This is a genomic window from Streptomyces sp. DG2A-72 (assembly GCF_030499575.1).
In the GTDB taxonomy this organism is placed as follows: domain Bacteria; phylum Actinomycetota; class Actinomycetes; order Streptomycetales; family Streptomycetaceae; genus Streptomyces.
Map to the genome: position 1 here is coordinate 7,193,487 of NZ_JASTLC010000001.1, position 13,399 is coordinate 7,206,885.

The 13,399-nt window shown below is 66.7% G+C and carries 13 protein-coding genes; 2 read left to right on the forward strand and 11 right to left on the reverse strand.

Annotated features, from left to right (window positions below):
- The first annotated feature begins 104 nt into the window (after positions 1-104).
- Together QQY66_RS34385 and QQY66_RS34390 are read left to right on the forward strand one after the other, a co-directional pair.
- Positions 105-698: a hypothetical protein gene (locus QQY66_RS34385; RefSeq protein ID WP_301984214.1), complete on the forward strand. Its 594-nt coding sequence runs from the start codon at positions 105-107 to the stop codon at positions 696-698.
- Between the two features lie 47 nt (positions 699-745).
- On the forward strand, positions 746-2,428 hold the full coding sequence (locus tag QQY66_RS34390) for a hypothetical protein (protein WP_301984215.1): 1,683 nt from the start codon (positions 746-748) through the stop codon (positions 2,426-2,428).
- Between the two features lie 260 nt (positions 2,429-2,688).
- Here the strand turns inward: QQY66_RS34390 and QQY66_RS34395 are convergent, their stop codons facing one another.
- The 11 genes from QQY66_RS34395 to QQY66_RS34445 form a co-directional block, all read right to left on the reverse strand.
- Positions 2,689-3,330 carry a hypothetical protein gene (locus QQY66_RS34395; RefSeq protein ID WP_301984216.1) on the reverse strand — a complete coding sequence of 214 codons (642 nt, stop codon included), beginning with the start codon at positions 3,328-3,330 and terminating at the stop codon, positions 2,689-2,691.
- A 398-nt stretch (positions 3,331-3,728) separates the two neighbouring features.
- Positions 3,729-4,319: a hypothetical protein gene (locus QQY66_RS34400; protein WP_301984217.1), complete on the reverse strand. Its 591-nt coding sequence runs from the start codon at positions 4,317-4,319 to the stop codon at positions 3,729-3,731.
- A gap of 123 nt (positions 4,320-4,442) precedes the next feature.
- Positions 4,443-5,054: a hypothetical protein gene (locus QQY66_RS34405; RefSeq protein WP_301984218.1), complete on the reverse strand. Its 612-nt coding sequence runs from the start codon at positions 5,052-5,054 to the stop codon at positions 4,443-4,445.
- A 106-nt stretch (positions 5,055-5,160) separates the two neighbouring features.
- Positions 5,161-5,910, reverse strand: coding sequence for a 7-carboxy-7-deazaguanine synthase QueE (locus QQY66_RS34410; RefSeq protein WP_301984219.1), 750 nt, complete (start codon positions 5,908-5,910; stop codon positions 5,161-5,163).
- On the reverse strand, positions 5,907-6,731 hold the full coding sequence (locus QQY66_RS34415; RefSeq protein ID WP_301984220.1) for a tetratricopeptide repeat protein: 825 nt from the start codon (positions 6,729-6,731) through the stop codon (positions 5,907-5,909). The genes QQY66_RS34410 and QQY66_RS34415 overlap by 4 nt, the downstream gene beginning before the upstream one ends.
- A 71-nt stretch (positions 6,732-6,802) precedes the next feature.
- Positions 6,803-7,255, reverse strand: coding sequence for a DUF6082 family protein (locus QQY66_RS34420; RefSeq protein WP_301984221.1), 453 nt, complete (start codon positions 7,253-7,255; stop codon positions 6,803-6,805).
- A gap of 121 nt (positions 7,256-7,376) precedes the next feature.
- The gene (locus tag QQY66_RS34425) at positions 7,377-8,300 is read right to left on the reverse strand and encodes a hypothetical protein (protein WP_301984222.1); all 924 of its coding nucleotides are present in this window, start codon (positions 8,298-8,300) and stop codon (positions 7,377-7,379) included.
- 24 nt (positions 8,301-8,324) lie between these two features.
- Positions 8,325-10,295, reverse strand: coding sequence for an ABC transporter ATP-binding protein (locus QQY66_RS34430; RefSeq protein WP_301984223.1), 1,971 nt, complete (start codon positions 10,293-10,295; stop codon positions 8,325-8,327).
- Between the two features lie 196 nt (positions 10,296-10,491).
- On the reverse strand, positions 10,492-11,538 hold the full coding sequence (locus QQY66_RS34435) for a phosphotransferase enzyme family protein (protein WP_301984224.1): 1,047 nt from the start codon (positions 11,536-11,538) through the stop codon (positions 10,492-10,494).
- Positions 11,539-11,543: 5 nt separating this feature from the next.
- Positions 11,544-12,353, reverse strand: a complete 810-nt coding sequence (locus QQY66_RS34440; protein ID WP_301984225.1) for a trans-aconitate 2-methyltransferase — start codon at positions 12,351-12,353, stop codon at positions 11,544-11,546.
- On the reverse strand, positions 12,344-13,228 hold the full coding sequence (locus QQY66_RS34445) for an aminoglycoside phosphotransferase family protein (protein WP_301987593.1): 885 nt from the start codon (positions 13,226-13,228) through the stop codon (positions 12,344-12,346). Before QQY66_RS34445 ends, QQY66_RS34440 begins: the two co-directional genes overlap by 10 nt.
- Positions 13,229-13,399 lie beyond the last annotated feature (171 nt).

Here is a 13,399-nt window from a genome sequence, read left to right on the forward strand (position 1 = left end):
CGAGGATCGTTGATCACAGCGACTCGGGGCCAGCGCCGAGACCACCCGGGCACCCATCGGACCGGCGTTGGCACCCTTCTACTCGCATCCGTACGGTAACGGCTATGACGGAGACACCGGACCAGCGGAGGCTGAGCGGCATTGCCCGCTCGCTGAACCGCTACGAATGGTCGCCCACTCTCGAGGAAATCGAGTGCGGCGCCGACTTCTTCAAGCGAGCGAAGACCATCGAGGTGGCAGAGAACCCGGGCTTCCCTCGCGGGCCGGAGCCAGAACCGTGGAAGCCGCGCCTGCACACGGAGAACGTTGCCGTCCTGGCCCAGGAGGTCGGCATGGTGCAGGACGAGCTTCTGCCCAAGTGGCGTGCCCGGTTCCCCGTCGGCTCGACCATGGTCGAACTGATCGAGATGTATATCCGGGGGGCACAGCCGATCGTCCAGCACGCGGATGCGGTGCTGACAGCGTGGCGCGAGGCTGCCCTGCCTGAGCCGTCAGACGACGAACTCGCCTACCGGACCCGCTATTCGGGCCTCTCGGTAGAAGAGGCCAGGGCGCGGCTCCGCTACCAGATCGCCGCAGGCTGGGAAGAGGACCCCTCCCGCCGCGCCCTGTGGGAAGAGATGCTGCCAGCATGGACCCGTCTGGGAGCCGTGCGGTCCACGATGATGGCCGCCGTGACGGGAGACGTCGAGTACTGATGCTGGCAGCTCACCCCCAGCTCCGTGGACACAGCTAGGCTGCAACCATGTCTGCTGATCCGCTGGCTGATACAGCCGCCCATCTGCGGTCCCGGCTGCTGGCCTACCTGGGCTCCGACCTCAGCCGCCAGCACTACGCGTACGTGCTCCGGCGCGGGCAGACCTTCACCATGCCCGCGGCCTGGGGAGCACTCCCGCCGGAGCAGCGGATCGAGAAGGTGCTGGCGGCTGAGACACGGCGCGTGGCAGGCGGCCGCACCTTCGCCCTGGATGCGCCGGTGCTGAAGGTTGCCCGGACCGTGGCCGAGCGGCGGGAGCAGGAGCTGCCGTTCACTGAGGAGGTGCTGCCGGCCCCGTCTGGGATGCTCACGGCCGCCGAGCCCTTGTGTGATCTGGGCCAGGCGTCGATGGCGGCCGTGACCTGGGGGCCGCCCATGGAAGGCTTCGGGCCAGGTGTGCATCTGACCTGGTGGGCCATCTATCACAGCCAAGAGCCGGGTGACCGATCGGATGGCCCGGAACTGGTGCCGGACCTCGACCTGCATCTGCCCTACGCGCCGCGGGTGGACTCCCGCCTGTGGCAGGCCGATGTGTCCTCCGGGCTGCTCTACTCGCACCTGCCCCTGCGCACGGTCGTCGCTGCCTGGTACGCGTTGACCACGCGCGGCGTGGAGATAGCCGAGCACCGACCCGAGCCAGCCCTCGGGCGGGCCTTGGCCGTGCAGAAGGCAAAGCACCGCAGCGTCAAGGTCGCCGCCACCGCGTCAGCCGAGGCTGTCCGTGAGACCCTGACCGCCCGCGCTGAGGCGTATACCGCGCCGCTGCGCCAGGGTGGCGCTCTCGGCGGATTCCGCAATGGGGCGAAGACGCCAGCCACGGCTTCGCACGGCGTCTTCGATCCCGAACTCGACTACCAACTCGATGTCACGGGACGGCGCGTGGCGGCCTGGTACCGGCAGGCGGCCGAGCACTGGCACCGCCTCGAATTGGAAATCATCCAAGCTTATCCGGGGATCTTCCAGCAGTTGGAGGAGCTGCGGGTGCGCGAGTTCGGCCGATGGCCTTCCTGGTGCTGGTTGCCGACTGCTGCGGTAGCCGCCTGGCTCGTGCACTTCTACAAGATTCCGGCCCAGCAGGCGATGTGGGACGGGACACGCATCGCGGCAGTCGGTGCCTGGCGCAGCAGGGGCCGACATTCCTTGTTCCCGGCCGACGACCAGCCCGCTCCGGGGGCCTGGGCTCCGGTACCGCGGGAGCTGCCGGAGCGCATGCCGGCGCCGGGCGTGGGACTGATCATCCCGGGACACGACAGCCCTCGGCTCGTGATTGCTTTCGCGGACCACCGTGAGAATCAAGAAACGGGCCCGGAGCTGGTGCTCATCTCTAATGAGGGCGTATCCGGCTGCTCCTTCCGTGACCTGACCAAGTTCACCTTGCTACTCACCGGCGAGACCCTCACCGACGCGGTCCGAGCCACGCACCAGTACTACGACCAAGTGGCTATCGCCCTCGGTGAGGACCCCGCCCCGGACGACGAAGCCCTCTATGCCGAGCACGCGGAGGAGCTGTCCCGCTTGGTCCGCCCGCTGACGGCAGCCTGTGCTCCAGATGCGCCCGTGGCGGAAGCCGGCGTGTTGGTCGGCCGGAAAGTGGAGGCACCATGGCCGCCCGAACCAGGGCTCCTCGACGAGATGCAGTTGTGGCTGCTGGGAAACCGCGGCACGGCGTAGCCATGCTGTAGGCCCTCAATCGGAATGTCCCGTTCTGCTGTGGTGACCTGTGTGTTTCCGGCTTATCGCATTTGGGGGTCACGGCGTCGCGCCTCACGATCTTGGCCCTTCGGGCCGGCCGCGTCGGCTCAGCATCGCGGTCACCAAAACCAAGCGGCCGTCAGGCCCGGTGAGGACGGTGACGCGTTCCTATCGCTCACGGCTTGACCCTGCTCATCCCATATGCCGTGGAGAGCCGGAATCTTCCCCGCGGGTCGGCTTCAGGAGGGCTGGGTTGCCTTGACGACGGTCAGTCCCTCCAGACCCTCGAAAAACCTGGGATTGCTCACCGCGACCGCTCCCGCGATCCCCACCACGGGTGCGGCCTGTGCGAGTGCGACATACGTCAAGCCCGCCTCGCGGAGCCGGTAGTCGTGCAACGCGGGTGGGAGTTGCGCCACGGTGTTTGTCAGCACTGCCAGGGCCTCGGTCGCGGCCTTGACCACCCGCCACCGTTCGTCGGCCGCCTGCTCCAGCATGAGGGCTCGCCATGGTGCGGCGAAGGGTGCCGACGGGGCTGGCCAGTGCACAGATCCCGGCGCCGGATGCTCGGTGCCAGGGCTGATCCAGCGCCACAGTTCCCACCGGATGTGCTCCAAGTCGAGATCGCCAAGGATCGTCTTCGTACGGACCATGGCAAGGTGAAGGCACTCGGCGATAGCGGTCGTCAGCAGGCCACGGTCGATGTCGGGATCAATGGGACCGAAGTTCCCGAGCAGATCGGGATGTTGGGCCTGCCAGCGTTCGATGGCCTGCGCCCACTCGAAGCACTCCGCGAGCGGAGGCTGTCCGTGGAGCGCGACATACTGCTCGTCGAACTCGGCGAGATGCTGCTGCACCCACTCCTCAAGCGTCATCGTCATGGATGTGCAACCTCCCAGGTGAGAAACAACAGACAGTTTGCCCGCCTGCGGGGGCGCAACACCACCGAACGGCGTAAGGCCGCCGACGCCTCCAGACGGTGACGGAGACGAGTTCCCGGCATCCCATTGCGCCGAGTGAACGATCAGACAGGAGTGCGTCTCACCGCGCCGTCCTTTGGGCCGGACAAAGGCCACTGTCAACGAGAAGGGGACACTCGAAAAGCGAAGCTACACATGCCGGGAACGCCATCAGCGTCGTCGGGCTGCAGCCGCTGACGCTCAGTTCAACAGACGCGCGGGAGAGGGCACCCGGAGACACAGGACTTCTGTCGGATTCGCCTTGCTACGGCCAGGCCGGTGATCGGGCCCGGCCGTAGCCAATGGCAGAACTACCTCGTCTAAGCCTTCTGCATGCGGGGGTTGATCGCCACCATGCGCTGCTTGAAGGTCGGGTCGGGCATGTCCTGGTTGGCCGTGATGGTGCCGGTCACCGGATCGAGGTATCCCCAGTCGCCCTTGGTGCCCTTGCCGCAGATCATCAACGTCACCGTGCGGCCCGGTTCGTGGATGTCGGTCACTTCGTGAAACACGTGCAGCGGCAGGTGGTTGGCGCCGCCCGCTGAGTGCGTCATCGTCGTGGTGCTGACCTTGCCGTCGACCAGCTCGTATCGCTGTTCGTCGTAGCCGCCGAGGAGGACGTGTGCAGTGAACGGCCAAGGGTGTCCGTGCGGTTGGGGCTCTTGACCGGCGCGCAGGTCCGGCCTCATCCACAGGTTGACCTTGATAGTGACGTCCGGACTGCGCCGCAGGACTAGCTCTGCCTTATAGCCGACGCCGTCCGGGTTCGGGACGAGCGTCCATCCGTCCTCGCTGGTGAACACCTCCCAGGTGAGTGACTCCTCCGGGGCATGCTCGGTGAGTCCGGCAACGACGCGTTCGTACATCTCGCGGTCTACCGTGAGGCCGGGGATGATGCGGACCTGTTCCATACGAACCTCTCTCCTGTCTCTCTTTTGTCTTTCCCTACGGTGAGCGCAGGGCTGGATCTCGCCGTGTGAAGAGAACACAACGCGGCGATGTCGATGGCCCTGGCGGGCAGGGGCCAGGCGGGGTCACCGCTTTCCGTAGAGCGGTACGTCGAGAATGCGGTCGAAGATGATCTCGCGCCGGTCGTGCCACTGGGCGACAAGGCTGATCGTGTCCACGCGCATGGTGACGGGATCGCGGCCGTGATCGCTCAGCCACACTTTCAGCGGTAGTCGGTCCACTTCCCCCACGGCGTAGGCCAGGCTCGCGTGGGGATAGTGGGCTGCGGGAATCGTAGGGAACCGGCCTCCGGTCGCCTTCGCGGTCGCGTCGGCAGTCAGCTGCCACAGCGGACGCGATGCTGCCCCTGGCCGCCCTGCACACTCGATCGCGACGCTGCCCAGCGCGGGACGATCCAGGACCAGGTCGAACGGAGTTCTGCCAGCACAGCCCGCACGAACCTCGGCGACCATCGATTCGACCTCCCGCTCGGAGACCTCCTCCACGGGCGGGCCGTGAAGAAGGGTGACGTGGAAGTTCTCCGGCTGCACGGGAACGAGGTTGGGGCGGTGGATCAGCTCCTCGTACGGCTCGTACAGCTCATTCCGCACCCACTCCACCGACGCAAGCGCATGCCAGTGGTAGTCCTTCCGGCCCGCCGGCCAGCGATCGATCACTCGTTCGAAGAAATCCTGCACTGCGTTTTTCCCTCTCCTATGAGGACGTGGGTTCCGGATAGCGGGGCAAGGTGGCTCACGAGGACCGACAATGGCGCGGTAGCGGACCGGGTGCCACAGAGCCTGGTCATCGGCATTGCGCGATCATGTGCAGCCGGGTACTGACGTTGTAGCTGTACGCCGCGGCGGAGGCCGTGATCAGCGGTTGGCGTTCCAGCAGCGTGGCCGTGTCGGACGCCTCGGGCATCACCCAGACCCACGATGGTTCCAGACCGTGCTCGGTCGCGAAGTCGGCCACTTCAGCGATCTGCTCCTGGTCGGCGACGACGAACTTGAATACGGCCCGGCCGGCCGCCGCGAGTTGCGCGAACGCTGCGATCACATCCGGCTTGATACGGCGCTTGAGGGGATCGCCGCCGCCCATGGCCGTCAGTTTTGGCGAGACGCTGTAGTGCCGTACGTCGAGGTCGGCCGGCGGGAGCGGTGCGATGGTGCCGTTCGTCTCCACGTGCACCTCGATGCCGCGGTGCTTCAGCATCCCCAGCATGGTGACGAACGCCGGTGTGCGCTGCCACAGCAGAGGTTCACCACCGGAGATCACCACCATCCGGACCCTCGCAGGCATCTGGTCCACCGCAGCCAGGACGGCGGTGTCCGGGCAGGTGACGGCCAGGTCGTAGCGCGACGTGTCCCAGGTCTGAGCCGTGTCACAGGGGGGACAGTGCAGGTTACACAAGCCCAAGCGGATGAAGCCGCAGGATCGACCCATGTAGGGGCCCTCGCCCTGCACCACGTCCCAGAAGACCTCGTTGATCGGGAGATGAGTTTCCCGATTCCGGCCGTCAGTTGTTAGCAGTGGCAGAGAGGAGCGAGTCACGACCCCTCCTGTCCAGAGTGAGCCATGGTGGCCCTCTCGCGCAGTCCGGCCGTCCAGCGGTGGGCGCCACCGAGGGCACGCTCCGCAGCCGGCAACACCTTCGCAGCCAGCGAAGCCGCCTCCGGCACCTTGCCTTCTGCAACCAGGATGTCGACCAGATCGTGGGCGATGGCGATCGTGTGAGGATGCTCCGCTCCCAGCATCCCGAGACGCCCGGAGTACACCTGTTTCGCGCGCGCTTCGGCGCCTTCCAGGTCCCCGGTGTTCTGTAGGCACCTGGCCAGCAGGTTCCCGGCCGAGAAGGTGAGCTGGTGCTCTGCGCCGACACAGCGTTCCAAGTCCGCACGGACTTCGGTCGCCAACTGCGCGGCCTCTTCCCACCGTTCCTGGCGGAATCTGATCCACGCCACAGTCAGGCGAGCCATCAGCACCCCGTCGTGCGACTGAAGTCCCTTGGCCTCGCCAAGCCTGATCGCCTCCTGAGCGATTGCCTCGGCTTGCTTGAAGCGCCCCTGCTCGCCCACCGCGTCAGCGAGCCGGGAACGGGTCCGGATCGTGTCCGGATGATCGGGGCCGAGTATGCGGTCCCGGCCCTCCAGCGCACGACGGTGATACGTCTCTGCCTCAGCGAAACGGCCGAGGCCATAAAGGGCGAGTCCGAGCATGAGGCGGGCCTGCCACGGAGTGTCGTGGTCGATGCCGAACTCGGCGTCGAGGTCCGGGAGGACTTCTTGGTACAGAGTCACAGCCTGGGTGAAGTCGCCGTGCTCCAAGAGTTGTTGAGCTTCGCTGAGCCGATTGGGTGTGCTGAGCGGTGACACGATTTCTCCTTCGGGATCAGTGCGCCCCAGTGCGTGGCGCAGGGCTGGGGTGGTGGATCGGGGCGTGAGACCTACCGTGCGTGCAAGAGTTCGCCGGTCATGTCCTGGTACACGCCGTCGATGAGTGTGTGGAAGCGGTACTCGCGTCGGTTCTTGGCTGCGGGCATGCGGTCCTCGCGCACGCGCTTCCAGAACGCCCTCCCCTCAGGAGAGGTGAGCAGCGATTCGGCGGCGGACCGGACCTCGGCCGCGGGCATGAGGCCGAGCCGGTGCATCAACTCCCACATCGAGACCCACGCGTTGCGATGCAGATGCATGGTTTGCTCCGCCTCGTCGAGGGGCTCCAGGCTGCCCCACATCGTGCGGAGTTCTGGACGTTCGATCTGGTCGGCGAGCAGTCGTTGGTGTATCCGCGCGGCCGTCAATGCAATTCGCTCGCGGTGCCGGCGTTCGCTGAGGACGACATGGGCAGTGCTTGCGGCTGCGGTCACTGCCAGCGCAATGGTCGTCGTACGGTGTCGCATGCGACGTCGCGTCCTTTCGTGAAGTAATCGGATCGAAATGGGACGTGCGTGTCATATATTGGCGGGAAGGTGTTGCAGGCGTTCCTGCACTAGTGATTAAGAGCGAGATAGGCATTGATCGCTACCGCCGCTCTGACGCGTCAATGGCAGTAGGTGAACCGACTTCGGGCATGCTTCCGTTGCGGTCGACGGCCAGGCGCAGGGCGGCGGCTGCCGTCGAGATCGACTCGCTGTCCCGGAATTGGATTGCGTGGAGCAGGTCTTCGCCCGAGGTGAGGACCGACACGTGCGGGAGAACGAGTAGTTCGGGCTTCGAGAGTGCGCGGCCGTAGGCCTTGAGGAACGATTCACGAAGATGCGGATGCTCTGCCCACACCAGGGCCGGCCGGGCAAAGTCAATGACAGCACCCAAGAGCTGTGACCGTCCGAAGCCCGTCAGTGACAGTGTCTGAGTTTGGCTCTGCCACTCCCAGTTGGCTGGGCCGAAGGTGCCATGGCAGAACGCGGGCGGCAGCTCCCGTGCGTGTTCCAACGTGAAGGAAGCGGATCGTCGTACGGCTGCGGCATGGATCGGCGGCACTACTGCGGGGAGATGGTCGGCAAGGGCCCGGAGGCGCTGCGCGTAGAGCGCGGTGGCCCGCGCAGCTTGAGCGTGAGCTTCACGGGCCCGGCTGACACTGTCGTGGAGAACGCGCAGCAATTGACCGGCGTCCTCGTGGACTCGTGGTAGGCGATGAAGCGCCGTGCTGTCGATCCGCCATGCCCTGGGCTGCACCGTTAGCAAGCTCCGCAGTCTCGGCTCGCTGGCGAGCAGGCGAGGGCCGTGGCTCGGGCCTAGGCGACGGATGGCGTGTCGGTGCGCGTAGACCTCGCGACCGAACTCCTCATCGGTACGCGTGACACGGATGTCGATGAGCCCTTGAGGCGAAGACATGCGCCACGCCCGGGCGCCGCTGAGATCGACAGGCAGCGCCCAGGCAGCGTGCCGTCCCACATGGCCCCTGACCCAGTCTGCGGCCTCAGCCGGTATGTCGGTCTGCGACATGGCTCATCTCGCTCCTCTGAGGGGTTAGAACAGGGCATGTTGGTTGGGCGCCACGTCGTGGCTCGGCAAGGCAGGGGAAGGGACTTGGCCCGTCCGCTCGTTCTGCAGGTCCCACAGCTCGCGGAACAAGCCGTCGTGGTCAGCGAGCAACTCGGTGAAGCTGCCGTGCTGAATCACCCGGCCCTTGTTGAGGACGACGATGCGGTCGGCGATCGCCACGTTGGTGAGCCGGTGGGTGACCAGGACGACCGCGCGGTCGGCGGCGAGGCGGCGCAGGCCAGCGAAGATGCGGTGCTCGGCTCTCGGGTCGAGGGCGGCGGTCGGTTCGTCCAGGACGAGCAGTCCGGCTGAGCGGTGGAAGGCGCGGGCGAGCGCGATCCTCTGCCACTGTCCGCCGGATAGTTCCTGTCCTCCCCACCATTCCTTGGCCAGCAGGGTGTTCAGGCCGCTACGAAGCCCGTCGATGACCTCGTCGGCGCCTGCTGCATGCGCCGCAGCGAGCACCGCGGTGTCTCCATCCTCGGTGGGCTGGCCGAGGGTGATGTTCTCCCTCGCTGACAGGGGCCAGTGCGCGTAGGACTGCGGTACGACGGCCACACGTTCCCAGGTGGCGTGCGCGTCGAGGTCTCTGGTGTCGGTGCCGTCCCAGGTGACGGCTCCTTGATCGGGTAGGTACAGAGCCGAAAGGATCTTACTGAGTGTGGTCTTGCCGGAGCCGTTCTCGCCCACTAGCGCAACGACTTCGCCGCGCCGGACATCCAGGGATACATCGTCGAGGGCGGGTCGGTCGGCGCTCGGGTACTGGAAGGTGATGCGCTCGGCGCGTACGAGAGTGGGATCTGCCGGCACGCGGGGGCCGCGGTCGATGCGGTGTCCGCCGGCTTCGTCGATGAAGTCTGCCCAGTCGTCCAAGTACATTCCGGTACGGAAGAGTTGGGCTCCGTAACCGACGATTCCGTCCAGTCCGGCGCTGACGCGGCCCAGGGCGAGGAACGCGGTGCCGAGCGCGGCGACCGAGATCTGCCCGGCGGACACCAATAGTGCCAAGGCCGCCCAGACGACGGCGTGGGCGAGACCTCCGGCGGCCCCACCCACTAGGGAGATTCTGGAGGAGCGCCAGGTGGCCTGGTCGGTGGTCGCGTCGATCCGCGCCCCGGCCGTGCGGTACTTGCGGAGCAGGAACCGTGCCATGGTGCTGGAGCGAACCTGGTCGGCGGTCTGCTTGTCGACCATGTACCAGCGCAGCATGCCCAGTAGCCGCCGGTCTTTCGAGGTGGCGAGCGAGGCGATGTAGCTGATGCGCGCTGCCCGCACGCTGGCCAGGCCCCTCGGCAGGGCCGCCAGCACGAGAAGCGGCAGCAGGATCGGGTGCACAGCGGTCAGAACGCACGCTGAGGCGATCAGTGATGCCGAGGCGGCGAGGATGTACTGGGCTTGGGTGAGGAGGTCCCTGGAGACCTCTACGCCCCGATCGGCGGCGTCCCAGCGATCGTTGTATCCAGGGTTGTCGTACGCGGCCAGTTCCGCCTTGGTCGCCGCGTCGAGGAGTTCGAGTTCGGCCTCCCGGGCAATTCGCGGGGAGAGCCGGGCCGACAGTGCGGTGGAGGCGATGCCGAGCAGGGCACGCAGACCGATGGCCCCCGACAGGACCACCAGAGACGGCACGGCGGAGCGGAGTTGGTCACCGCTGATGTGCTGGGAAGCGATCAGCGGCTTGATCACGCCGGTGGTGGCCATCAGCCCGAACGCCTCCAACACCCCCGAGAGGAGTTGGACGCCGAGCAGGGCGATGACCGCGGAGCGGTCGACCTGCCAGCCCAAGGCAAGGGATCGGCGGATCAGTTGGGGCAGGCGCTGGGCCATCGATCGGGTGGTGATCGCGTTGGCGGCCTCGATGCGGCGGTCGCCGGGGATGATGAACTTCAGCTCTTCATCCGGTGCCTCCCCCTCGTCGCCTGGCGCGGTTGTGGCGGCTGGCTTCGGGATGGTGGTCATCAGCTCCAGCCCTCCACCGATACGCGGTTCCCGGTGAAGGTCATAGCGAAGCCCAGCACGGGCTGTTTTCGGATGTGGACCAGGTACAAACCGATCACTGTTCGATACGCCAAGGCGTTCCCCCTGTATGCCGTGTGCGGTTGAGGCTGTTGCTCAACACCCATGGAATGCAGTGCAGTTGGTTGCTGCGGAATGGTCATGCGGTGTCCCCGCCCGCCCCGAGGGCGGTGAGCTTCTCTTCGAGGCCTTCAAGGTCACCGAGCAGGCGGCGGATGGCCGTCTGACGCTCGCTCCAGTACCGCTTCAGATCCAGCTCCGCGTCTTGAGGCAGGTTGTACTCGGCGGTGGTGGCGCCGTAGAAGCTGAAGAGCATGTACAGGAGTGCGATCCGGGCACAGGCTCGGACCTCCTGCATCGGGAGGCTGGGGTGCTCCGAGCGGTAGGCGCCCACCATAGCCAGGGCGCAGGTAGTCCAGTTGGTGCTGGTGGCGACGGTGCGCGGGTCGAACGCCGCTCGCCCCAGCTCCCAGGCCGGCAGCGCGCTGGCGCAGCGGAAGTCGATCACGCCGGTGACAGCGTCGGCGAGGGTGATCAGGTTAGTGCGGGTCAGATCCGCGTGCAGCGCCTGCTGCACCAGCGTCTCGGACAGTTGTTTCCGCAGCTCGGCGGAGTGGGTGCGCAAGTCCGTACGCCGCTGGTCGAGGTCGACACGCAGTTGGTCAAGACGGTCGTGACCCTGCCGTGTGGCTCTGGCCATCACGGCGTCGCACTTCGCTACGGCGTCCTCGACGGGCTCAGTCCGCCAGCGGGTCTGCTGCACGCGCTTGGGCAGCGGGTACGCGGCGAGCGCACGGTGCATGCGTCCCATGACGACGCCGATGTGCTCGGCGAGGGGGATCGTCATGGCCGATGTAGTCACCTGGCCGGGGGCCTCGTCGACGACGGCCCATGCGCTGCCTTCCGCGATGGTGATCAGGTTGTCGTCGGCGTCGGGCCACACGCGTGGGACGGGGAGTTTGGCGGCCCGGCAGTATTCCGACATGTCCCATGCGTTGCGTGCCTCGTCCAGGTCGGCCATGGCCGGGTACTGCTTGACGAACAGTCGTAGCCCGTCGTCGGTCAGGACTCGCCGGTTGATCGTGTCCGTGCCCATGTGCACCGGTTCGACGTGGTCGGCGACGAGGCCGTACCGGTCCTCCAGCACGTCAGCGGTCAACGCCGCACCCCGCTCTGCTTCGTCCATGTGGATCACCGGCCTTCGTGTGTGGAGGGGCGGCGTGCGGTGAGGACGGTGAAGGCGTTGTCCTCCGTGAGCACTCCTCGGTCGGCGAAGGGGGTGAGGGCGTTGGCAACGGCCAGTTCGAAGGCGTCGCGGCGGTCGCCGAACAGGTGCGGGGCCGCGAACGACGTTGAGTACAGGTAGCCCAGGACCTGCGAGATCTTCCACTGGCGGTGGACGGGAACGACCGTGGAGGTGACGTGCGAGAAAGCGGAAGCACGAAGCACCTCCTCGTGCGGCGGCCCAGGGGTTCTGAATGCGCCGTCGCCGGCTCTCCGTTGCTCACCGAGGAATTCCTGGACGACCTCGCGGACGGCCTGCTGCCACTGGCTGCCGGCGGTCCACAGACTCCGGTCGCTGAAGACCGCGACCACCCCCTCGGGGGCCACGTACTCGCTGAGCCGGTCGAGGAAGCGTTGCTGGTTCAGCCAGTGGAAGACACGGCCACACGTGACGAGATGTGGCCGCCATCCCTCCGGTGGCAGAAAGTCCTCCGCGAGCGCGTGACGCATCTGCAGCCGGTGGGCGGTGTCGAGCGTGGGACGGATCATGGTCTCGGCCTCTGTGAGCATCCCCGGCTCGGCGTCGACCGCGAACAGATCGTCGAAGTACGGCAAGAGAGCGCGGACGACGAATCCCGGGCCGGTGCCGATGTCCAGAAGGCGCCGCGGGCTGTCTGTGGGCGCGGCCTGGTCGAGGAGGGCCGCGAGGGCGACGGGAATGCCGGGGCGGAAGCGTCGGTAGTAGGCGGAGGTTCCGGCGAAGGCATTCACGGGCACCTCCCGCTCCACACGCGCTTGCGGGTCTCCAGGCGCAGGTTCTCCAGCATGGTGTGGGCTTCGTCGACCAGGCCGATGTCGTGATGCTGGATGCCCCAAGCCAGGGAGTCGACAGCGTCCAGTGCTCCGTACGCCCGGCACGCCGCCACTTCCGCCTCGGTCAGCGTGCGGCCGTACCCGTGATGGAATGCGGCGTTGAGGTCCGGGTTGTGATGCAGGATCCGGTAGCGCAGGCGGCTGAGATCCCGGCGTGGCGCGGGCTGGAGCTCGGCGCGTTCGAAGTCGATGACCCTTAGCAGTTGCTCGGATTCGTCCCACATCCAGTGCTTCGGCATGTAGTCGCCGTGCCCAGCTACCTGCGGCAGCCGTGGGGGCGGCTCGCTCAGGAGGGCTCGTGCTGTTGAGAGTTCGTGCTTGGGCACGTATGTGGTGGCAGTCGCCAGCACCTTTGACACCGTCTCTTCCCACTCGTGCTCGGTCGGGTCCGCGGTGGGCTCGCCGCCGGCGGCAGCGTGATGGCGAGCGAGGAGTTCACCCGCCTGCTCGTAGGCTTTGCGCGCCTGCTCGGCTGGCAGCCGGAGCGAGTCGAGGCTGCGGCCGGGCACAGCTGTGACCAGGACGGTGCGCGAGACAGCCGCGGCGGTGAGCAGGTCTGGCGTCCGGCCGTCGCCGAGGGAGACCGTCCAATTCCGGTATGCATCTACCTCACGCTGATGCAGCTTGGGGCCGGCATGCTGCTTGGCAAACCACCGCTGCCCTCCGGGTGCGTGGACTTCCCAGAGGGATGGCCGGATGGGGCCAGGGCGGGGGTGTTCGGCAACCACGGTGTACGTGTCGGTTACCGACTCCACCAGTTCGTGGAGTGCGCTGGGCATTTCGGTCACGTCGCTGCGCCCTTCCGCTGGCCGAGCACTCAGTTGAGTCACGTTAGGTGACTCCTTGGGTGCTCTAAGTGTTCAGATGGGGTGGGTAGCTTGTCAGGAGCCACTGACAATGGGGGCTGAGCTGGTTGTTTCCGCGTCAGTCGCGGTGACGTATCGCCTGAC